Below are 21353 nucleotides of genomic sequence, written 5' to 3'. Positions count from 1 at the left end.
ATCTGAAGGAGCAACACCATGGTCGACCGTCACAGTGGAATCATTGACCCGCCTATCGACGAGCTGCTCTCGAAGGTCGACTCCAAGTACCAGCTCGTGATCTTCGCCTCCAAGCGCGCCCGCCAGATCAACGACTACTACGCCGACCTGCACGAGGGCTCGCTCTTCGACAACGTCGGCCCGCTCGTCGACTCGACGATCGACGACAAGCCGCTCTCGGTCGCCCTCAAGGAGATCAACGAGGACAAGCTGGTTCTCAAGCGTCTGAGCGAAGACTAAGTTCCTCGCAGTCGCATGAACATCGTTGTCGGTGTCACGGGTGGCATCGCCGCCTATAAGGCCGTCAACGTCATCCGGGCTCTTGTGCTTGCCGGGCACGACGTGCACGTCATCCCCACGGAGGCGGCACTGCGCTTCGTCGGCCGGCCGACCCTCGAGGCCATCAGCCGCAATCCGGTGCACTCCGACCTCTACGAGGGCGTCGCCGAGGTTCGCCACGTGGCGATCGGACAGGCGGCCGACCTCATCGTCGTGGCTCCCGCAACGGCGAACACGATCGCCAAGCTTGCCAACGGCCTGGCCGATGACCTGCTCGGCAACTCCATCCTCGCCTCGACGGCGCCTGTCGTCATTGCGCCGGCCATGCACACCGAGATGTGGCAGAACCCGGCAACCGTCGCCAACATCCAGACCCTGCGCGATCGCGGCGTCACGGTCGTCGGCCCCGGCGTCGGGCAGCTGACGGGTTCGGATGCCGGACCTGGCCGCATGTCGGAGCCAGACGAGATAGTGGCAGCCGCCCTCGCAGCGGTCGGACCGAAGGACCTGGCCGGCCTGCGCATCCTGGTCACCGCTGGGGGAACGCGCGAGGCGCTCGACCCCGTGCGCTTCATCGGCAACCGGTCGAGTGGGCGCCAAGGTGTGGCCATCGCCCGCGCGGCGCAGGCACGCGGTGCCGACGTGACCCTGATCGGGGCAAACCTCGAGGTGGACGCGCCCGTCGGCATGACCGTCCACCACGTCTCATCGACCCTCGAGCTTCAGGCTGCGACGGAGTCTGCGGCGCTGCATGCTGACGTCGTCATCATGGCCGCCGCCGTGAGCGACTACCGCCCAGAGACCGTTGCCGACGCGAAGATCAAGAAGGAGTCGCAGGGCGACACCCTGCAGCTGACCCTCGTGAAGAACCCCGACATCCTGCAGTCTCTTGCCGCCACGCGTCCTGCCGGACAGCAGGTCATCGGCTTCGCCGCAGAGACGGAGCAGGATGCAGAGCGGCTGCTCGAGATCGGTCGCGCCAAGGCGGCCCGCAAGGGTGTCGACTACCTCGTCGTCAACAGGGTCGGCTGGACCGAGGGCTTCGCCTCCGAGCGTAACGAGGTCGTCATCATCACGGGGGCTGGCGTTATAGTGAGCGAGGCCAGCGGCAGCAAGAGCGCCGTGGCCCACAGCATCCTCGACCTGCTCGCGTAGGCTCCCGGCACCCGTTAGGCAATCCACATGAGTTCCCCGTTGCGTCTGTTCACGTCCGAGTCGGTCACCGAGGGCCACCCAGACAAGATCTGCGACCAGGTCTCCGACAGCATCCTCGACGCCCTTCTCGCCGTCGACCCTCACGCGCGCGTCGCGGTGGAGACCCTCGTGACTACGGGTCTCGTGCACGTCGCCGGCGAGGTGAGCACGACCGGCTACGTCGACATCCCCGGCATCGTGCGCAAGCGCATCACCGATATCGGCTACGACTCGTCTGACGTCTGGTTTGACGGCCGCTCGTGCGGCGTCTCCATCTCGATCGGCGGCCAGTCGCCCGACATCGCGCAGGGGGTCAACAGCGCGCTCGAGACGCGCGAGGGCACCAGCATCGACGCCGACGACGCCCAGGGCGCCGGTGACCAGGGCATCATGTTCGGCTACGCGACGGTCGAGACCCCAGAGCTCATGCCGCTTCCAATCTGGCTCGCGCACCGACTGGCTGAGAAGCTGGCGTCTGTGCGCAAGACCGGGCAGGTCGACTTCCTCCGACCCGACGGCAAGACGCAGGTGACGATCGGCTACGACGGAGTCGTTCCCCGCACCGTTGAGACCGTCGTCGTCTCGACGCAGCACTCGCCCGCCATCTCGACAGAAGACCTGCGCGATGTCATCCGCACGCTCGTCATCGATCCGGTGCTCTCCTCTGTCGACCTCGACTCGTCGAAGGTGACAGTGCTCATCAACCCGACGGGTGTGTTCCACATCGGCGGGCCGCAGGGCGACGCCGGACTCACCGGCCGCAAGATCATCGTCGACACCTACGGGGGCGCCGCGCGCCACGGCGGCGGCGCATTCTCTGGAAAAGACCCGTCGAAGGTCGACCGCTCTGCCGCCTACGCACTGCGCTGGGTGGCCAAGAACGCGGTCGCCGCCGGCTTCGCCGACCGTCTCGAGGTGCAGGTTGCCTATGCGATCGGCAAGGCGGCTCCCGTCGGGCTCTACGTGGAGACGTTCGGCACCGCTCACCTGCCAGAGGCGACCATCATCGATGCCATCCGCGAGTCGTTCGACCTTCGCCCGTCGTCGATCATCCGAGACCTCGACCTGCTGCGGCCGATCTACGCGCAGACGGCCACCTACGGCCACTTCGGCCGTGAGCTGCCCGACTTCACCTGGGAGCGACTCGACCGCGTCGACGCGCTCAGAACTGCCGCGAAGCTGTAGAGATGACAGCATCCGTCGCCAGGGTGCTCATCGACTCACCCCTGCCGCAGCTCGACCGGCTCTTCGACTACGGCATACCGGATGCGCTGCGCGAGTCTGCGAGGCCCGGGGTGCGGGTGCGGGTGCCGCTGCGATCCGCGGGGCGCGTCGCAGACGGCTACATCGTCGAGCTCGGGGAGCCGGGCGACTACACGGGCGCGCTCAGCGAGCTCGATGCCGTCACCTCGCCGGTTCCCGTGCTCGCGCCCGAGGTCTGGGCGCTTGCGAGGCGGGCGTCGGAGCGCGCCGCAGGCAACGCCAGCGACATCATCCGCCTCGCTGTGCCTGGCCGGCAGGTGCGGGTGGAGAAGGCCTACCTCGCGTCAGAGGCGGGCGACGCGCCAGCCCTGCCCGGCGCTGCCGCAATCGAGGGCTACCAGAGCGGGGTGTTCCACGGGCGGCTAGCGGTCGATGCGCTCCCGGGTGTGGAAGAGGTCGCCCCCGACGTGTGGGTTGGGCGCTGGGCGGTGACGATGGCTGCTGCCGCTCGGGAGGCGGTCGCGGGAAGCCGCTCTGCGATCCTCGCGGTTCCCGACTACCGTGACCAGGAGCAGCTCGAGGCGGCACTCGCCGCCGTGCTTCCCGCCGAGCTCGTCGTGCGTCTCGACGCGCGCCAGTCGAACGCGGACCGGTATCGCAACTTCCTCCGCTGCCTTCGCGGCGGGCCGCTCGTCATCGTCGGCAACCGCTCCGCCGTCTACGCGCCAGCGGGCAACCTCGGGCTCATCGCCATCTGGGACGACGGCGATCCCCTGCACGCCGAGCCGCTGAGCCCCTACGTGCACACGAGGGATGCCGCCCTGCTCCGCCAGGAGCAGCAGGAGACCGACCTGTTCTTCTTCTCCCACTCCCGCAGCACAGAGGTGGAGCGCCTGGTCGAGCTCGGCTGGCTCACGAGTGTCTCGCCGGTTCCCGCCGTGCGCCCGCGGGTGATCCCCACCGCCCAGCAGTCGAGCGACGACCGCCTGGCGGCACAGGCACGCATACCGACGGCCGCGTGGCGCGAGGCGAAAGCGGGACTCGAGTCGGGGCCTGTGCTCGTGCAGGTGGCAAGACCGGGGTATGCGCCGCGCCTCGCGTGCGCCGACTGCCGCCAGAGTGCTCGCTGTGGGCGCTGTGAGGGGCCGCTGACGCAGAAGGCGGCGCGCTCCATCCCGTCGTGTGTGTGGTGCGGCGCCATTGCGGCGAAGTGGACCTGCTCCAACTGCGGCAGCGACAAGCTGCGACTGGTCGGCCAGGGAGCCACGCGCACGGCAGAAGACCTCGGTCGGGCATTTCCCGGGGTGCGCATCATCATCGCCGATGGGGAGCGCCCCATCCTGCACGTCAGCGCGGAGCCGGCGCTCGTCATCGCCACCCGTGGGGCAGAGCCCGTCGCCGCGGGCGGGTATCGCGCCGTGCTTCTGCTCGACGGGGAGTCCCTGGTCGCGCGCGAGAGCCTCCGCGTGGGGGAGGACTGCCTTCGCACCTGGTCGAACGCCGCAGCGCTGGCAGCCCCGCGGGCTCCCGTGGTACTGGTCGGGGTCGGGGGTGCGCTCGCATCCGCCCTCGCGACGTGGCGCCAGGCCGACTACGCCCGCGCAGAGCTCGTCGATCGGCGTCAGCTGCGGTTCCCGCCGGCCGTGCGGGTCGCAACGGTCACCGGGTCGCTGCAGGCGGTCGCAGACGCGGTGGCCGCGGTGCAGGGCGAGGCCTCCGACATTCTCGGCCCGGTCGACATCCCGACGACAGACGGCTCAACGCCGAAGGTGCGAACCATCGTGCGGTTCGACTACGCGAAGGGCGGGGAGGTGGCGACGGCCCTGCGTGCAGAACTGGTGCGTAACGCCACGGGCAAGCGCCGGCCTCCGGTGAAGTCGCAGCAGTTCGTTCCCCGGCCGACGCTGCGCATCCGGTTCGACGACGTCGAGCCGTTCCTCGACAGCTAGGCGCCTCGCCTCGGCACCGTCACGATGAGGGCGTCGCCCTGCCCGCCACCACCGCACAGCGCCGCCGCCCCGATGCCACCGCCTCGTGCCGCGAGCTCAACGGCAAGGTGCAGCACGATTCGAGCGCCCGACATGCCGATCGGATGCCCGAGGGCGATCGCACCGCCGCTGACGTTGACCCGGTCGAGGGGAATGCCGAGGTCATTCGCGGATGCGATGCCCACCGCCGCGAATGCCTCGTTGATCTCGACGAGATCGAGATCGGCCGGGGTGATGCCGTGGCGCTCGCACGCGAGGCGGATGGCGTTGGCCGGCTGCAGTTGAAGCGACGAGTCAGGACCGGCCACCATGCCGTGCGCACCGATCTCGGCAAGCCAGGAGATACCCTCGCGCTCTGCCATCTCCTTGTCCATGACGACCATCGCGCACGCTCCGTCGGAGATCGGCGAGGCGTTTCCCGCGGTGATGGAGCCGCCGGGGCGGAAGGCGGCTGGCAGCGCGGAGAGAGTCGCCGCAGTGGTGTCGGGGCGCATGCCCTCGTCGCGCGTGATGACGACAGGGTCGCCCTTCGACTGGGCAACGGAGACAGGCACCACCTCGTCATCGAACAGACCGGACTCCCACGCCGCGGCGGCCAGCTGGTGCGACCGCGCCGCAAACGAATCCTGCTCCTCCCGCCCGATGGGCTGCGCGTCGTTGGTGTGCTCTGTGAGCAGCCCCATCGCCTCGTCGGTGTAGACATCGTGAAGTCCGTCGACCTGCATGTGGTCGAGCAGCGTGATCGCCCCGAACTTGGTGCCTCGCCGCGACCCAGGCAGCAGGTGGGGTGCCTGCGACATCGACTCCATGCCGCCGGCTACCAGCACGTCCAGGTCGCCGGAGCGCACGAACTGGTCGGCGAGGATCACCGCCTGGATGCCGGAGAGGCACACCTTGCCGACGGTGAGCGCTGGCACATCCATGCCGATCCCAGCGGCTGTCGCCGCCTGACGCGCGGGCAGCTGGCCAGCACCCGCGGTCAGCACCTGCCCCATGATCACGTACTGCACGCGCTCTGCACCGATGCCCGATCGCTCGAGCGCGCCGGCGATTGCGACGCCGCCGAGCTCTGCCGCTGAGAGCGTGGACAGGCCACCGAGCAGGCGCCCGATGGGAGTGCGTGCCCCGGCAACGATGACGGAGGATGGCATGACAGAACCAATCTCGAGAGAGAACCCTTCTGCTCGATGCTACGTCTCGATCGCCCGGCCGTCACGGGAGGGCCCGAAGTTAGGATGACCGCATGAAGATCGCGGGAGCACACGCCATCGTCACCGGGGGAGCATCGGGCCTCGGCCGTGCCACGGCATCGCGGCTGATAGCCAGGGGAGCCGAGGTCTTCCTGCTCGACCTCCCGTCGTCCGACGGCGAGGCGGTCGCGTCAGAGCTCGGGGACGCTGCGCACTTCGTGCCGACCAACGTGACCGACCAGGCTCAGGTCTCCTCTGCGGTTGCTGAGGCGTCGAGCACCGGATCCCTGCGCATCGTCGTGAACTGCGCTGGTGTGGCCACGCCGGGACGGCTGGTTGGCCGCGATGGACCGCTGCGGCTCGAGTCATTCATGCGGGTGGTCGCCATCAACCTTGGCGGAACCGTCACAGTAGCAGCCGAGGCCGCAGCGGTCATGCAGCACAACGATCCCGTCGACGACGAACGCGGCGTCATCGTCAACACCGCATCCGTTGCCGGCTACGAGGGCCAGATCGGGCAGGTCGCCTACGCCTCGTCAAAGGGCGGGGTGATCGCGGTGACTCTTCCGCTCGCCAGAGAGCTCGCCAGCTCTCTCATCCGGGTCGTGACGATCGCACCGGGGGTGTTCGAGACCCCGATGATGGCGGGCCTTCCACAGGCAGCGCAGGACGCGCTCGGCGGGAAGACGCCGCATCCGAGCCGACTTGGCCGTGCCGACGAGTTCGCGGCGCTCTGCGAGCACATCGTCGAGAACCCCATGCTCAATGGGGAGACCATTCGCCTCGACGGCGCCATTCGGCTGGAGCCGCGCTAGCGGGTGCTTGCCTTTGCCACTGCCGGTGGCTAGCGTCGTCTGCAACACCAGACACCGTCGTCTGGTTCAGCCTGTGGTTCACCAACCACGGCTGTGAGGATCGTCGCGTTCATGGCTCACCCGCCGGGAGCGTGTCGGATCGGAGATTCGTTGCGTATGACTATTGCCGACGACAGTCGCACCGCCCCGCCCGCTGCCCCTGAGGCAGCCGGCACCACCGAGATCGTGCAGCTGCTCGATTCGCAGGGGGTGCGCACGCAGCATCCGCAGTTCGACTCCCGGATTGCCGACCTCACCTCGAGCAGCATCCTCGCGCTGTACTCCGACATGGCGATGGTGCGCCGCATCGATACCGAGGCCACCGCCCTCCAGCGGCAAGGCGAGCTCGGCCTGTGGCCGCCGCTGCTCGGCCAGGAGGCAGCGCAGGTGGGCTCTGCCCGCGCCCTTCGGTCCGACGACTTCGCCTTCAGCAGCTATCGGGAGAACGCGGTCGCCTACTGCCGCGGGGTCGCCCTCGCCGACCTGGTGAAGGTCTGGCGTGGCACAGCGCAGTGCGGATGGAACCCCTACGAGGTCGGCATGGCCACGCCGTCGATCATCATCGGAGCGCAGACGCTGCATGCCACCGGCTACGCCATGGGCTGCGCCAAGGACGGCGTCGACTCGGTCGCGATCGCCTACTTCGGCGATGGGGCGACCAGCGAAGGCGACGTGAACGAGGCGATGGTCTTCGCGGCGTCGTTCTCGGCGCCCGTTGTCTTCTTCTGCCAGAACAACCACTGGGCGATCTCAGAGCCGGTCGGGCTGCAGGCACGGCGCTCGATTGCCGATCGGGCGCCGGGCTTCGGCATCCCGTCGGTGCGCGTGGATGGCAACGACGTGCTCGCCGTGATGGCCGTCACCCGCAGCGCCATCGCCCGCGCGCGCTCGGGAGGCGGCCCGACCTACATCGAGGCGGTGACCTATCGCATGGGGCCGCACACGACCTCCGACGACCCGACCCGCTACGTCGACCCGCCGCAGCGCGAGGAGTGGGCGGCGAAGGATCCGCTGGCGCGGGTGGAGGCCTACCTGTGGTCGGAGGGGGTGCTAGACGACGCCGTTGCGGCATCCATCAGCGCAGATGCCGACAGCCTTGCCTCCCGGTTCCGGGCCGCGTGCCTTGCGCTGCCAGACCCCGCACCGCTGAGCGTCTTCGACCACGCCTACGTCGAGCCGAACGCGGAGCTCGAGCGCCAGCGAAGCCAGTACGAGGCATACCTCGGGGGGTTCGGATCATGACGGAGCTCACGATGGCCAAGGCGCTCGGCTCGGGGCTTCGCCGCGCCATGGAGGACGACGAGCGTGTACTGCTCATGGGGGAGGACATCGGCCAGCTGGGCGGGGTGTTCCGCGTGACCGACGGGCTGCAGCGCGACTTCGGGCCCGGTCGCGTCATCGACACGCCGCTCGCCGAGTCGGCGATCATCGGAACGGCCGTCGGACTCGCGTACCGGGGATTCCGGCCGGTGTGTGAGATCCAGTTCGACGGGTTCATCTACCCGGGGTTCGACCAGATCGTCGCCCAGGTCGCGAAGATGCACTACAGGACCGCGGGCGCTGTGCGGATGCCACTGACCATTCGCGTGCCGTACGGCGGTGGCATCGGCGCGGTCGAACACCACTCCGAGTCGCCAGAGGCGTACTTCGCGCACACCGCCGGGCTGCGCGTCGTCACGTGCGCCACCCCGCAGGACGCCCATACGATGCTGCGGCAGGCGATCGCCTGCGATGACCCCGTGCTGTTCTTCGAGCCGAAGCGTCGGTACTGGACGAAGGGCGAGGTCGACGAGGGCTTCGACTTCCCGCTTGGCAGCGCCCGCGTCGTCACGCCGGGCACCGATGCGACCCTCGTGGCCTACGGTCCGCTCGTGGCAACCGCACTGGATGCCGCGACCGCCGCCTCCGACGAGGGCATCAGCATCGAGGTCGTCGACCTTCGCTCGCTCTCCCCGGTGGACTTCGCCACCGTCGAGGCGAGCGGGCGCAAGACGGGGCGGCTGGTGATCACCCACGAGGCACAGCAGTCCGGTGGTCTCGGCGCGGAACTCGCGGCAACGATCACCGACCGGTGCTTCCTCGACCTCGAAGCGCCGCCTCAGCGCGTCACCGGCTTCGACGTTCCCTACCCGGCTGCCCGGCTGGAGGAGCACTTCCTGCCCGATCTCGACCGCATCCTCGACGCCGTCGACCGGGTGCTCGGGCGAGCCAACTCGCTCTCGGGGTGGTCGGCATGATCCGCGACTTCGCGCTGCCAGACCTCGGCGAGGGCCTGACCGAGTCGGAGCTGGTCTCGTGGCACGTCGCCGTCGGCGATACGGTGACGCTCAACCAGCCGATCGCCGAGGTGGAGACCGCGAAGGCGATCGTTCAGCTGCCCTCGCCCTTCGCCGGCGTCATCGCGCGCCTGCATGTGGAGCCGGGTCAGACGGTCGCGGTCGGGTCACCCATCGCGTCGTTCGAGGTGACGGGGGCCGAGGTTGACGACGCGGAGGTTCAGGACAATCACAGGGCGGATGCGGTCACCAGAACCCCCGTGCTCGTTGGCTACGGCCCTGCCGTCGAGACCGGGAACCGCCCGAAGCGGCGGCCCCGCGATCACGCCACGCCTGGCACCATCGCGACCCCGACTCGGTCGACCCGGTGGCTCGCGGCCCCGCCCGTGCGCAAGCTCGCCCACGACCTCGGGGTCGAGCTCGACGGGATTGTCGGCTCCGGGGACGGCGGGGCGGTAACCCGCGACGACGTGCAGCGGGCCGCAGGGGAGCGTGGTCGACCGGAGCGATCGGAGCGATCGGAGAATCGCATCCCGATCACGGGCGTGCGCAAGGCAACGGCCGCCGCCATGGTGGCAAGCGCCTTCACGGCGCCCCACGTCACAGAGTTCCTCACCGTCGATGTGACCAGGACGCTGGAGCTGGTGAGCCGGCTGAAGGCCACCGGCGCCAGTGCGAGCCTGCTGGCAGTTGCAGCCAAGGCGATGTGCCTCGCCGCCGCCAGAACTCCGGAGGCGAACTCTCATTGGGATGAGGGCTCCCACGAGATCGTCCGGTTCGAGGCCGTGCACCTCGGGGTGGCCGTCGCCACTCCGCGGGGGCTCATGGTGCCCGTCGTCAGGGATGCCGACCGTCTGACCCTCGGTGCCCTCACCGACGCGATCGCCGCCGTCGCCGCCGATGCCCGCGCCGGAACGCTGGCTCCCGCCGCCCTGACCGGCAGCACGATCTCTGTCACCAATGTCGGGGTGTTCGGGGTCGACGCGGGAACCCCCATCCTCAATCCAGGGGAGGCCGCGATTCTCGCGATCGGTGCCGTGCGCCGACTCCCATGGGAGTACGACGACCAAGTGGCGCTGCGGGATGTGATGACGCTCAGCCTCTCGTTCGACCACCGGCTGATGGACGGCGAGCATGGCGCGCGGTTCCTCGTCGACGTCGGCGGCATCCTCCGCGATCCCGCGACCGTGCTCTCCCTGGTGTGACGTGACGGCGACGATGGAGTCTGCCGCTGGGCAGTTCGAGGCCGGAAGCATCGCGGAGCACTACCGTCGCTACCTCGAGCCCGTGCTCTTCGCCCCGTGGGCAGAGCGGCTGATCGCCCGCGCCGGCGTTCGAGTCGGCGATGTGGTCGTGGATGTCGCATCGGGAACGGGTGCCGTTGCGAGGGCCGCGGCGCATGCCGCCGGGCGCGGCGGTCTCGTGATCGCCACAGACATCAGTCGCCGCATGCTCTCCTACGCGAGCGCTGGTGTGCGGCCCGGTTTCGCTCCGATCGACGCACGTGTCTGCAGCGCGGCCGCGCTCGACGTCGACGACGGCAGTGCCGATGTCGTTCTCTGCCAGCAGGGCCTGCAGTTCATGGACGACCCGCTCGGCGCGCTGCGGGAGTGCCGTCGGGTACTGCGGCCCGGAGGGGTCGTAGCCGTCTCGGCGTGGGCGGCGGGGGAGCCTCTCGACCCCTTCGACTCCTTCGCGGCAGCCCTCAGCTCCGACGATCGCCCCCTCTCGAATGCATCGGTGACCATGTCGGTGGCATCGATCGTCGACGGCCTCTGCGTGGCTGGCTTCCACGAGATCGCCGTGCGGCAGGAGTCTCTCGCCGTGCGCTGGCCGACGCTCGACGCCGAGGTCTCCGGGGTTTTCGGCACGCCATTCGGCCCTCTCGTAGAGCGAATGGACGACGAATCGCGCGCCGACGTGCTTGCTCGGCTGCGCACGATGCTCGGCAACGGCGGTGACGGAACGCTCGGCCACCTGACCACGGCGGTGCTCGGCCGCGCGACGAAACCGCTCGACTAGTGCTGCTCAAGCACCGCGGTCTAGGCGGTGAGAGCCGCCATGGCCATGCGCTCGAGGATCGACGGCGTCTCCCGTGTGATTCCACTGTGCGTCGTGGAATTGATGAGCCCGAACGCGGCGTGCGCTCGCGTGCGCAGGGCGGCGCGCTCCTCCTCTGGTCGCAGCCGGTGGAGCACGTCGACCCAGAGCTCGACGTACGAGCGCTGCAGCGCACGCACCGAGTGGCGGTCGCCTTCGGTGAGGCTGTCGAGGTCGCGATCCTGCACACGGATCACGTCGGCGTTCGTGAGGGCGAATCGCACGTGGAACCGCACCAGCTCCGTCAGCGCCGCTTCAGCATCCGGTGCCGCATCGACAACGGCTCGCCCACCCGCCCAGAGTCCTTCGCTGACCCCGACCAGAAGTGCCCCGAGCACTGCCTGCTTGCCGGCGAAGTGCCGGTACACCGCCGGGCCGCTCACGCCGACGGCCGCACCAAGGTCCTCGAGGGATACCCGGGTGAAGCCACGCTGGGCGAACTGGGCTGCAGCGGCATCGAGCAGGGCCTGACGGCGATCGGCCTTGGCGATGCTGCGAAGAGTCGGCTGGGTCACACCCAGAGTCTAGACAGTCCAGTTAATTGCGGCTAACCTATTTTCAGTTAGTGATGACTAACCACGTGGGGACGATCAATGCAGATCCTGAGCAGCGAGGCTGACGTCGCAAACGACTCCTATCGCGCGAACGTCGCCGCACACCAGGCCCTCGTCTCCGATCTCCGCGAGCGCCTCGCAACGGCCGCCCTCGGTGGGCCAGAGCGCTCCCGCGAGCGCCACGTCGCTCGAGGAAAGCTCCTGCCACGCGAGCGCATCGACGAGCTGCTCGACGAGGGCAGTCCCTTTCTCGAGCTCGCCCCTCTCGCCGCGAGCGACCACTACGGCGGTGAGGCACCAGCCGCCGGTGTGATCGCCGGCGTCGGCCTCGTGCACGGCCGGCCGATCCTCGTCATCTCCAACGACGCGACGGTCAAGGGCGGCACGTACTTCCCACTCACCGTCAAGAAGCACCTTCGCGCCCAGGAGGTCGCGCTGGAGAACCGGCTGCCGTGCGTCTACCTCGTCGACTCCGGTGGGGCCTATCTGCCGATGCAGGACGAGGTCTTCCCCGACCGCGAGCACTTCGGTCGCATCTTCTTCAACCAGGCGCGCATGTCGGCCGCCGGCATTCCGCAGATCGCCTCGGTCATGGGATCGTGCACCGCCGGGGGTGCCTACGTGCCGGCGATGAGCGATGAGACGGTCATCGTGCGCGGACAGGGCACGATCTTCCTCGGCGGGCCGCCCCTCGTGAAGGCAGCCATCGGAGAAGAGGTCACCGCAGAGGAGCTCGGCGGGGGAGAGCTGCACTCGAAGGTCTCTGGCGTCACCGACCACCTTGCCGACGACGACCGCCATGCGCTCGGAATCGTGCGAGACATCATTTCCACCCTTCCAGCCGCTCCCGCACCGGCATGGGATGTCGTGGAGTCTCGCGAGCCTGCCGTCGCCGACAGCATCTACGGCGTCGTTCCCACCGACGTGCAGGCGCCGTACGACGTGCACGAGGTCATCGCGCGACTCGTCGATGCGAGCGAGTTCCACGAGTTCAAGAGCGAGTACGGCACTACCCTCGTGACCGGTTTCGCACGGCTGCACGGGCATCCCGTCGGCATCGTGGCCAACAACGGGGTGCTGTTCAGCAAGTCCTCGCTCAAGGGGGCTCACTTCATCGAGCTCTGCGACCAGCGGGGCATTCCGCTGCTGTTCCTTCAGAACATCTCCGGCTTCATGGTCGGCCGCGATGCCGAGGCCGGCGGCATTGCCAAGAACGGCGCGAAGATGGTGACGGCCGTTGCCACGACTCGAGTGCCGAAGCTGACCGTCGTGATCGGCGGATCCTTCGGCGCCGGCAACTACTCGATGTGCGGTCGCGCCTACTCGCCGCGATTCCTCTGGATGTGGCCGAACGCCCGCATCTCGGTCATGGGCGGGGCGCAGGCTGCCTCCGTCCTCTCTGCGGTCGGAACCTCCGACCCGCAGGCCATTCGCAAGCAGTACGAGTCGCAGGGCAGCCCGTACTACTCGACCGCCCGGCTCTGGGACGACGGTGTCATCGATCCAGCCGACACCAGAACGGTGCTCGGTCTCGCCTTGGACGTCTGCGCCGGCACGCCGCTGCCCGATCCAGCCTTCGGGCTGTTCCGGATGTGATGGCCATGTTCTCGAGAGTGCTTGTCGCCAACCGGGGCGAGATCGCCTGTCGCGTCATGCGCACGCTGCGGGAGCTGGGCATCCAGTCCGTCGCGGTGTACACCGAGGGGGATCGGGGCGCCCGCCACGTTGCCGAGGCCGACACCGCGCTGCTGGTCGGGTCGTACCTCGATGCGGCAGCGCTCGTGGGTGCCGCGGTGAGCTCGGGGGCGCAGGCGGTGCACCCCGGCTACGGATTCCTGTCGGAGAGCGCAGACTTCGCCATGGCCTGCGCAGAGGCTGGCCTCGTGTTCGTCGGGCCGGGCCCGCGGGCGATCGAGATCATGGGCGACAAGATCCGCGCGAAGCAGCACGTCGAGGCGTTCGGCGTCGCGACCACGCCAGGGGCGGGAACGGCGGGTATGTCCGATGACGAGCTCGTCACGGCGGCACAGACCGTCGGGTTCCCGTCGCTCATCAAACCGTCAGCCGGTGGTGGCGGCAAGGGCATGACCGTCGTCTCCGACCCGTCGGAGCTCCGCGGAGCCCTGATTGCCTCGCGACGCGTCGCACTCAAGTCGTTCGGCGACGACACGCTCCTGCTCGAGCGCTACATCGAGTCTCCTCGGCACATCGAGGTGCAGGTGCTCGCCGATACGCATGGCACGGTCGTCCACCTTGGCGAGCGCGAGTGCTCGCTGCAGCGCCGCCACCAGAAGATCGTCGAGGAGGCACCGTCGCCCCTGCTCGATGAGGCCACGCGCGCCGCGATCGGCGCGGCCGCATGCGCGGTCGCCCGCAGTGTCGACTATGTCGGAGCAGGCACGGTCGAGTTCCTGGTATCCGACCGCTCTCCTGGCGAGTTCTTCTTCATGGAGATGAACACCCGCCTGCAGGTGGAGCATCCCGTTACAGAGCTCGTCACGGGGGTCGACCTCGTCGAGTGGCAGCTGCGCATCGCCGCGGGAGAGCAGCTCGCCCTCGGCGAGATCGCGACGACAGGCCATGCGATCGAGGCACGGCTGTACTCGGAGGACCCCTCGGCGGGGTTCCTGCCGGCGACCGGGGTCGTCGTGGCTCTCGAGGAGGCCGTCGGCCCGGGCGTGCGCGTCGACAGCTCGCTCGTGCCCGGCCTCGTCATCTCCGCCGAGTACGACCCGATGCTCGCGAAGGTCATCGCTTGGGGCAGCACGCGCGCCGAGGCCATCGACCGGCTCGACCGTGCCATCGCCGACACCGTGGTGCTCGGAGTGCGCACGAACGCCGCCTTCCTTCGTGAGCTGCTCTGCAACGACGATGTGCGCGCCGGCCGAATCGACACGGGTCTCATCGAGCGACTTCCCACCGGCGGCACCCTGGAGCCGGATGTCGCAGCGCGGGCCGCGGCCGCCCTCCTCGAGCACTCCGCCGCGTGGCACTCCGGCTCACCGTGGCGGCAGCCGACGGGCTTCCGCATCGGCGTGGATCGCCCGCCCCGATACCTCGGGGTCGAGGTGTCCGGCCCGCCGAGCGCGGCGCTCGTCGATGGCGTGCCGACGCGGTTCGCGCACGATGCCGCGACGGCATCCATCGAGATCTTCGGCCGCACAACGGTGTTTCGCTGGGCGCGCACCGCCGACGCGCTGTGGCTGCACGGGGCGGGACGCACCCACGAGTTCGCGCTGCAGACCCGGGACCAGCGACTCGCGGTCCATCGGTCCACGCTCACTCGCGCGGCAGGGGCGATCGACCCAGAGGTGCGAACGGCACTGGCTGGCACGGTCGTCTCGGTTACAAGCGCAACAGGAACTGTCGTCGAGGCTGGCACCGCCCTCCTCACGATCGAGGCGATGAAGATGGAGCACACAATGCTCGCCTCCGTCGCCGGGGTGGTGACCCTCACCGTCGGCAATGGCGACCAGGTCAGAACGGGCCAGGTCGTTGCCCGCATCGATCCGCAGGGGATCGATGCTCGCGGCACACATCCTCACAAAGGAGCAGCAGCATGACCATGACCCTCGATCCTCGCCTCGATCTGACCGACCGACGCGACAGACTGCGCGCGCAGGTGCGCGACTTCGCCGACACCGTCGTCGCGCCCGCAGCATACGAGTACGACTCGAAGCGAGAGCTGCCATACGGGATCATCGCGCAGATGGGCGAGATGGGTCTCTTCGGGCTCCCGTTCCCGGTCGAGTACGGCGGCCAGGGCCGTGACTACATCGATCTCTGCATCGCGATAGAGGAGCTGAGCCGGGTCGACCAGTCCATCGGCGTCACGCTCGAGGCCGGCGTCGGGCTTGGCGCGATGCCCATCTTCCGCAACGGCACAGAGGAGCAGCGCCGTCAATGGCTGCCCGACCTCGCCAGCGGACGCGGCCTCGCCGCCTTCGGCCTCACCGAGGCAGACGCCGGGTCGGACGCGAGTGGCACGCAGACGACCGCGGAACTGTCGGACGGCAGCTGGACCATCACCGGCACGAAGCAGTTCATCACGAACTCCGGCAGCCGCATCACCCGACTCGTCACGGTGCTCGCCGTTACCGGGCGAACGGCAGACGGTCGGCCCGAGCTGAGCGCGATCATCGTTCCCAGCGGCACCCCCGGCTTCGTCGTCGAGCCGAGCTACGACAAGGTGGGGTGGCACACCTCCGACACCCACCCGCTCACCCTCACCGGCGTGCGTGTGCCAGAGGCCAACCTGCTCGGGGAGCGCGGTCGCGGCTACGCGAACTTCCTCGAGAGTCTCGACGAGGGCCGTGTGCTGTTCGCGGCGCTCTGCACGGGAGCCGCCCAGGGGTGCCTCGAGGAGTCCATGCGCTACGCGAAGTCGCGCAACGTCTTCGGGCGCGCCATCGGGTCAAACCAGCACATCGCCTTCATGATCGCCCGGATGCAGGCGCGGGTTCACACCGCGCGTCTCGCCACCTACGAGGCAGCCCGCAAGCTCGTGGCGGGCGAGCGCTTCAAGCTCGAGGCGAGCCTCGCCAAGCTCATCGCGAGCGGTGCCGCCATGGACAACGCACGCGACGCAACCCAGATCTTCGGCGGCTACGGCTTTCTCAACGAGAACCCGGTGGCACGCCACTACCGCGACTCGAAGATCCTCGAGATCGGCGAGGGAACCAACGAGGTGCAGCTCATGGTGATCTCGAGAGAGCTCGGCTTCTGATGTCTGGCCGCATCGAACAGCGCGGGCTGTGGTTCGAGGAGTTCGAGACGGGCGTGGTCTACGCGCACACGCCGGGACGCACGGTGACGGAGGCAGACAACGTGCTGTTCACGACCCTCACCATGAACACGCAGGCCCTGCACCTCGATGCGGCCTTTGCTGCGACCCAGCCCTTCGGCCAGCGCCTGGTCAACTCGATGTTCACGCTCGCGACGATCGTCGGCGCATCGGTCGCCCAGCTGACGCAGGGCACCATCGTCGCCAACCTCGGCTTCACCGAGGTCGGCTTCCCGCATCCGCTCTTCCACGGCGACACCCTGTACAGCGAGAGCGAGGTCGTCGAGAAGCGGCTGTCGGAGTCCCGGCCGGGGCAGGGAATCGTCGTGCTTCGCCACACCGGCCGCAATCAGGACGGCGTCGTTGTCGCCGTCGCCACGCGCTCCGTCATGGTCTGGACCGAGGGGAGCCGCCCATGAACTTCGATCTCGGCCCCGCCCTGCTGTTCTGCCCGGCCGATCGGTCGGAGCGCTACGGCACGGCCGCGAACCGAGCGGATGCCGTGATCCTCGACCTCGAGGACGCCGTGGCGCCGCAGCACAAGGCCGCCGCCCGGCAGGCGCTCGTCGACCATCCCCTCGACCCCGCCACGACGATCGTGCGGGTCAACGCGGCTGGCACCGATGACCATGCCCGCGACCTGGAGGCGCTCGGCGCCACCGCCTATCGGCTCGTCATGCTGGCGAAGGCAACCTCCGCGGCATCCCTCGCTGACTACGACGTCATTGCGCTGTGCGAGACCGCCGCCGGAGTGCTCGCAGCACCAGCCCTCGCCGCCGCTCCCAATGTCGTCGCGCTGATGTGGGGCGCAGAGGATCTCGTCGCCTCCCTCGGCGGCACCGACAGCCGGTTTCGCGACGGGCACTACCGTGCCGTGGCCCTGCACGCCCGCTCTGCCGTGCTTATCGCTGCCGGTGCCCACGGCAAGGCTGCGATCGACGCCGTGCACCTCGACATCGCCGACACTGCCGGGCTCGCAGCGGAGGCTCGCGACGCGGCGGCGAGCGGCTTCGCGGCGACCGCGTGCATCCATCCATTGCAGGTGGAGACGATCCGCGAGGCCTACGCGCCAACAGAGGACGAGCTGGAGTACGCGGCGGCACTCGTTGCGGCAGCACAGGGCGAGCGCGGGGTCTTCGTCTTCCGCGGCGGGATGGTCGACGGGCCGGTGCTGACGAAGGCGCGGCGGGTGCTCACGAGAGGAGGACGGGCATGACAGCGATCTACGAGACCGCCGCCGAGGCTATCGCGGGAACGGTGCGGGATGGCAGCGTCGTCGCCGTCGGCGGCTTCGGTCTCTGCGGAATCCCCAGCGACCTCATCGAGGCACTTCGGGACACCGGTGCTCGCGATCTCGTCATCGTCTCGAACAACATGGGCGTCGACGGCAAGGGCCTCGGAATCCTGCTGGAGAACCACCAGGTCGGCAAGGTGATCGCCTCCTACGTCGGAGAGAACAAGCTGTTCGCGCAGCAGTACCTCGACGGGGTGCTGGAGGTGGAGTTCGTGCCGCAGGGCACGCTGGCTGAGCGCCTGCGCGCTGGCGGGGCGGGAATCCCCGGCTTCTACACGGCCACGGGGGTCGGCACCCTCGTCGCCGAGGGAAAGGAGCACGCCGCCTTCGACGGACGCACCTACATCCTCGAGCGCGGCATCGTCGCCGACGTGGCGCTGGTTCACGCGCACACTGCCGACGCCGCCGGCAACCTCGCCTACCGGCACACGGCGCGCAACTTCAACCCGCTGGTCGCCACGGCCGCTCTCGTCACGATCGCCGAGGCAGAGGTCGTTCTCTCCGACTCCTTCATCGATCCAGACACGGTCGTCACGCCGGGCATCTTCGTCAACCGACTCGTGCGCTCGACCCCTCGAGTCAAAGACATCGAGCAGCGAACCACGAGGCCGAGAGCGGAGGCAACGGCATGAGCTGGACGCGAGACGAGATGGCGGCGATCGCGGCGCGCGAGCTGCAGGACGGCCAGTACGTGAACCTAGGCATCGGCATCCCCACGCTCGTCGCCAACCACCTACCCGACGGGGTACGCGTCATTCTCCAGAGCGAGAACGGCCTTCTCGGCATGGGCCCGTTCCCGTTCGAGGGCGAGGAGGATGCCGACCTCATCAACGCGGGCAAGCAGACGGTGACGCTCGAGCCCGGCGGCAGCTACTTCGACTCCGCCACCTCGTTCGGCATGATCCGCGGAGGGCACGTGCGCACCGCCATCCTCGGTGCGATGCAGGTCTCTGCAACAGGAGACCTGGCCAACTGGAGTATTCCCGGCAAGCTCGTCAAGGGCATGGGAGGAGCGATGGACCTCGTCGCCGGCACACCCATGGTCATCGTCATCACAGAGCACACCGCGAAAGACGGCAGCCCGAAGATCGTGGACCGCTGCGACCTTCCGCTGACCGGTGCCGGCGTGGTGCAGATGATCGTCACCGACCTCGCCGTCTTCGACATCGTGGATTCGGCGCTCGTGCTGCGAACCACCGCGCCAGGCGTCACGGTCGAGGAGGTGCGGGAGCGCACCGGCGCACCGTTCTCGCTGGCGGGGCAGGCCTAGGCATTCACGAGAGAATGGGGGAGTGAAACCTCTCCGCCTCGTCTTCGCCGGCAGCCCCGCCGCCGCCGTTCCCAGCCTCGAGGCGCTGCTCGCGAGCGACCACGATGTCGTCGCCGTGCTGACGAGAGAGGACTCGCCCCAGGGTCGCAAGGCGATCCTCACGCCGACACCTGTTGCCGCCGCCACTGCCGCAGGCGCAGCCGACACCGAGCTCATCAAGGCGAACAGGCTCGCCGGCTTTGCCACAGAGCGCATCGCCGAACTCGCTCCCGACCTCGGCGTGATCGTCGCCTACGGCGGGCTCGTGCGGGAGCCATTGCTCTCGACCCCTCGCCTCGGCTGGATCAACCTGCACTTCTCCCTCCTACCGCGGTGGCGCGGTGCGGCGCCCGTGCAGAGGGCGATCCTCGCTGGCGACGACGTGACAGGGGCATCCGTGTTCCAGCTGGTGCCAGAGCTGGATGCCGGTGACGTCTACGCCCAGCTCACCGAGCCGATCGGCCGCCACCAGACTGCGGGCAGCCTGCTCGAATCCCTGAGCGTCTCCGGCGCAGAGTTGCTGCTGCGCGTCGTCGACAGCCTCGCCGACGGCTCGGCGACGGCGACGCCGCAGGCAGGCGACGTAACGCTCGCTCCGAAGCTCGGCCTGGCCGACGGCCAGCTCGACTGGTGGCAGGATGCCGTCACGGTGGCCAACCACATCCGCGGCGTCACACCGGAGCCTGGCGCATTCACAACGGTGGACGGCTCCAGACTCAAGGTGCTCGACGCCACCATCGCCCGCGATATTGCGCGCCGTGCTCCCGGTCACCTCGACATCGTCAACCGGTCTCTGCTCATCGGCACGGCGACGGATCCGATCGAGCTCGTGACCGTGCAGCCAGCCGGCAAGAAGCCCATGGCCGCCGCAGACTGGTGGCGCGGCCGCCCCACGACCTCGAGCGGAGTCGCAGAGTGAGCGTTCAGCCGGCACGGCGCATAGCGCTCGACGTCATCCTCGCGGTGCGGGACTCGGATGCCTACGCCAACCTCCTCCTGCCCGTGCGCCTCGAGCGCGCCAAGCTCTCGACTGCTGATGCCGGTCTCGCCACAGAGCTCACGTACGGAACCCTGCGCATGCAGGGCTACTACGACGCCGTCATTGCGATCGCCGCGGGGCGATCGGTGGAGAAGATCGACCCAGCCGTGCTCGATGTGCTGCGGCTCGCGTGCCACCAGCTGCTCTCGCTGCGGGTTGCCAACCACGCGGCGGTCGACGAGTCCGTCGAGCTCGCGAAGACGGTCGGCTCACGCTCTGCTGTCGGGTTCGTCAACGGAGTGCTGCGCACGATCACCCGCACGCCCGCCGAGGAATGGCGCGCGCGCGTGCTCGCGGGCGTGGCGGGAGACAACGCTCTGGCGATCGAGTCGTCGCATCCGCTCTGGATTCTGCGCGCCTTCAAGGCAGCACTGGCCACCGAGGGGCGGGAGAGCGAGCTCGGCAACCTGCTCGACGCCGACAACGTGCCGCCGCGCGTGAGTGTGGCCGCCCTGCCCGGGCACGCAACCGTCGATGAGCTGGATGCCTACCGTGCCGCCTTCTCACCGGTCGGAGCGACCATCGACAGTGGTGACCCGCTTCAGCTTCCCGCGGTGCGCGAGGGCCGCGCCCGTGTGCAGGACGAGGGATCCCAGCTCGCGGCCCTTGCGCTCAGCCGCGCACGGCCGATCCGTGCGGGGGAGCGCTGGCTCGACCTGTGCGCCGGCCCCGGCGGCAAGGCCGCCCTTCTGACCGCAGAGGCGAAGGCGGGCGGCGCCGTCATGACCGCGAACGAGCTGGTTCCTGCACGCGCTCAGCTCGTGCGCAACGCGCTTGCCGTCTTCGACGACGCGCCGGAGGTGTGGGAGCTCGACGGCACGACCGTCGGAGACTCGCATCCGGGGGAGTTCGACCGCATCCTGCTCGATGCGCCATGCACCGGTCTCGGCGCGCTGCGTCGGCGTCCGGAGGCTCGGTGGCGCAAGGCCCCCCGCGACGTCGCGGAGCTCGCGGGGCTGCAGGCGCGACTCCTCGACTCCGCGATCGCCGCGCTGAAGCCCGGCGGAATCCTCGCCTATGTCACCTGCTCTCCTCACCTCGCCGAGAAGAAGGTCATCGTCGAGGGGGCACTCAAGCGCGCCGGCGGTGCCGTGACGCGGCTCGACACGCAATCCGTGCTGCGCGCGCTCACCACCGAGCCCCTCGACCTTCCAGAGGGTACGCACGTTCAGCTATGGCCGCACCGCCACTCGACCGATGCGATGTTCATCCAGCTGCTGCAGGTAGGACCTTCGGCCTAGCGCGAGAGTG

Annotated in this window: 20 protein-coding genes; 18 read left to right on the top strand and 2 right to left on the bottom strand. The window is 69.0% G+C overall.

Features of this window, described 5'->3' with window-relative positions; translation table 11 throughout:
• Nucleotides 1–18: 18 nt before the first annotated feature.
• Genes rpoZ through AC14A7_RS02860 form a run of 4 tightly spaced genes read left to right on the top strand, consistent with a single transcriptional unit; the run spans nucleotide 19 to nucleotide 4664 of the window.
• Complete coding sequence (rpoZ, locus tag AC14A7_RS02875; protein WP_484006380.1) at nucleotides 19–279, top strand: DNA-directed RNA polymerase subunit omega; 261 nt, start codon at nucleotides 19–21, stop codon at nucleotides 277–279.
• Between the two features lie 15 nt (nucleotides 280–294).
• Nucleotides 295–1473 (top strand): bifunctional phosphopantothenoylcysteine decarboxylase/phosphopantothenate--cysteine ligase CoaBC, encoded by a 1179-nt coding sequence (coaBC, locus tag AC14A7_RS02870; protein WP_484006379.1) that lies wholly within the window; start codon nucleotides 295–297, stop codon nucleotides 1471–1473.
• A gap of 27 nt (nucleotides 1474–1500) precedes the next feature.
• Nucleotides 1501–2697, top strand: a complete 1197-nt coding sequence (gene metK, locus AC14A7_RS02865; RefSeq protein WP_484006378.1) for a methionine adenosyltransferase — start codon at nucleotides 1501–1503, stop codon at nucleotides 2695–2697.
• A gap of 2 nt (nucleotides 2698–2699) precedes the next feature.
• The gene (locus tag AC14A7_RS02860) at nucleotides 2700–4664 is read left to right on the top strand and encodes a primosomal protein N' family DNA-binding protein (RefSeq protein WP_484006377.1); all 1965 of its coding nucleotides are present in this window, start codon (nucleotides 2700–2702) and stop codon (nucleotides 4662–4664) included.
• Here the strand turns inward: AC14A7_RS02860 and AC14A7_RS02855 are convergent.
• Entirely contained in the window at nucleotides 4661–5854 is a 1194-nt protein-coding gene (locus tag AC14A7_RS02855) for an acetyl-CoA C-acetyltransferase (protein ID WP_484006376.1), read from the bottom strand. The two genes, AC14A7_RS02860 and AC14A7_RS02855, sit on opposite strands and share 4 nt — an antisense overlap.
• Nucleotides 5855–5946: 92 nt before the next feature.
• On the opposite strand from AC14A7_RS02855, the gene AC14A7_RS02850 reads away from it, so the two are divergent.
• The 5 genes from AC14A7_RS02850 (at nucleotide 5947) to AC14A7_RS02830 (ending at nucleotide 11045) form a co-directional block, all read left to right on the top strand.
• On the top strand, nucleotides 5947–6708 hold the full coding sequence (locus AC14A7_RS02850) for an SDR family NAD(P)-dependent oxidoreductase (RefSeq protein ID WP_484006375.1): 762 nt from the start codon (nucleotides 5947–5949) through the stop codon (nucleotides 6706–6708).
• Nucleotides 6709–6864: 156 nt separating this feature from the next.
• Nucleotides 6865–7989 (top strand): pyruvate dehydrogenase (acetyl-transferring) E1 component subunit alpha, encoded by a 1125-nt coding sequence (pdhA, locus tag AC14A7_RS02845; protein WP_484006374.1) that lies wholly within the window; start codon nucleotides 6865–6867, stop codon nucleotides 7987–7989.
• Nucleotides 7986–8984, top strand: coding sequence for an alpha-ketoacid dehydrogenase subunit beta (locus tag AC14A7_RS02840; protein WP_484006373.1), 999 nt, complete (start codon nucleotides 7986–7988; stop codon nucleotides 8982–8984). Before pdhA ends, AC14A7_RS02840 begins: the two co-directional genes overlap by 4 nt.
• Nucleotides 8981–10228, top strand: coding sequence for a dihydrolipoamide acetyltransferase family protein (locus AC14A7_RS02835; RefSeq protein ID WP_484006372.1), 1248 nt, complete (start codon nucleotides 8981–8983; stop codon nucleotides 10226–10228). Before AC14A7_RS02840 ends, AC14A7_RS02835 begins: the two co-directional genes overlap by 4 nt.
• The gene (locus AC14A7_RS02830; protein ID WP_484006371.1) at nucleotides 10158–11045 is read left to right on the top strand and encodes a class I SAM-dependent methyltransferase; all 888 of its coding nucleotides are present in this window, start codon (nucleotides 10158–10160) and stop codon (nucleotides 11043–11045) included. Before AC14A7_RS02835 ends, AC14A7_RS02830 begins: the two co-directional genes overlap by 71 nt.
• A 20-nt stretch (nucleotides 11046–11065) precedes the next feature.
• On the opposite strand, the gene AC14A7_RS02825 is transcribed toward AC14A7_RS02830, so the two are convergent.
• Entirely contained in the window at nucleotides 11066–11638 is a 573-nt protein-coding gene (locus AC14A7_RS02825) for a TetR/AcrR family transcriptional regulator (RefSeq protein ID WP_484006370.1), read from the bottom strand.
• A 78-nt stretch (nucleotides 11639–11716) separates the two neighbouring features.
• Here AC14A7_RS02825 and AC14A7_RS02820 point away from each other — a divergent pair, with 78 nt between their 5' ends.
• From AC14A7_RS02820 to AC14A7_RS02780, 9 genes are read left to right on the top strand one after another with little or no spacing between them, the layout of a single operon-like run.
• Nucleotides 11717–13273 (top strand): carboxyl transferase domain-containing protein, encoded by a 1557-nt coding sequence (locus AC14A7_RS02820; protein ID WP_484006369.1) that lies wholly within the window; start codon nucleotides 11717–11719, stop codon nucleotides 13271–13273.
• Nucleotides 13273–15240 (top strand): acetyl/propionyl/methylcrotonyl-CoA carboxylase subunit alpha, encoded by a 1968-nt coding sequence (locus AC14A7_RS02815; RefSeq protein WP_484006368.1) that lies wholly within the window; start codon nucleotides 13273–13275, stop codon nucleotides 15238–15240. The genes AC14A7_RS02820 and AC14A7_RS02815 overlap by 1 nt, the downstream gene beginning before the upstream one ends.
• Complete coding sequence (locus AC14A7_RS02810; protein ID WP_484006367.1) at nucleotides 15237–16403, top strand: acyl-CoA dehydrogenase family protein; 1167 nt, start codon at nucleotides 15237–15239, stop codon at nucleotides 16401–16403. Before AC14A7_RS02815 ends, AC14A7_RS02810 begins: the two co-directional genes overlap by 4 nt.
• On the top strand, nucleotides 16403–16879 hold the full coding sequence (locus AC14A7_RS02805; protein WP_484006366.1) for a MaoC family dehydratase: 477 nt from the start codon (nucleotides 16403–16405) through the stop codon (nucleotides 16877–16879). Before AC14A7_RS02810 ends, AC14A7_RS02805 begins: the two co-directional genes overlap by 1 nt.
• Nucleotides 16876–17676: an HpcH/HpaI aldolase/citrate lyase family protein gene (locus AC14A7_RS02800; protein ID WP_484006365.1), complete on the top strand. Its 801-nt coding sequence runs from the start codon at nucleotides 16876–16878 to the stop codon at nucleotides 17674–17676. The genes AC14A7_RS02805 and AC14A7_RS02800 overlap by 4 nt, the downstream gene beginning before the upstream one ends.
• The gene (locus AC14A7_RS02795) at nucleotides 17673–18386 is read left to right on the top strand and encodes a CoA transferase subunit A (protein WP_484006364.1); all 714 of its coding nucleotides are present in this window, start codon (nucleotides 17673–17675) and stop codon (nucleotides 18384–18386) included. The genes AC14A7_RS02800 and AC14A7_RS02795 overlap by 4 nt, the downstream gene beginning before the upstream one ends.
• On the top strand, nucleotides 18383–19024 hold the full coding sequence (locus AC14A7_RS02790) for a CoA transferase subunit B (RefSeq protein WP_484006363.1): 642 nt from the start codon (nucleotides 18383–18385) through the stop codon (nucleotides 19022–19024). The genes AC14A7_RS02795 and AC14A7_RS02790 overlap by 4 nt, the downstream gene beginning before the upstream one ends.
• Nucleotides 19025–19046: 22 nt before the next feature.
• Nucleotides 19047–19982 carry a methionyl-tRNA formyltransferase gene (gene fmt / locus AC14A7_RS02785; protein WP_484006362.1) on the top strand — a complete coding sequence of 312 codons (936 nt, stop codon included), beginning with the start codon at nucleotides 19047–19049 and terminating at the stop codon, nucleotides 19980–19982.
• Nucleotides 19979–21343, top strand: coding sequence for an RsmB/NOP family class I SAM-dependent RNA methyltransferase (locus tag AC14A7_RS02780; protein ID WP_484006361.1), 1365 nt, complete (start codon nucleotides 19979–19981; stop codon nucleotides 21341–21343). Before fmt ends, AC14A7_RS02780 begins: the two co-directional genes overlap by 4 nt.
• Nucleotides 21344–21353: the final 10 nt, after the last annotated feature.

Source organism: Conyzicola sp., from assembly GCF_057073975.1.
Note: the sequence above shows the minus strand (reverse complement) of the source record. Positions and strands in the feature narration are given on the sequence as shown.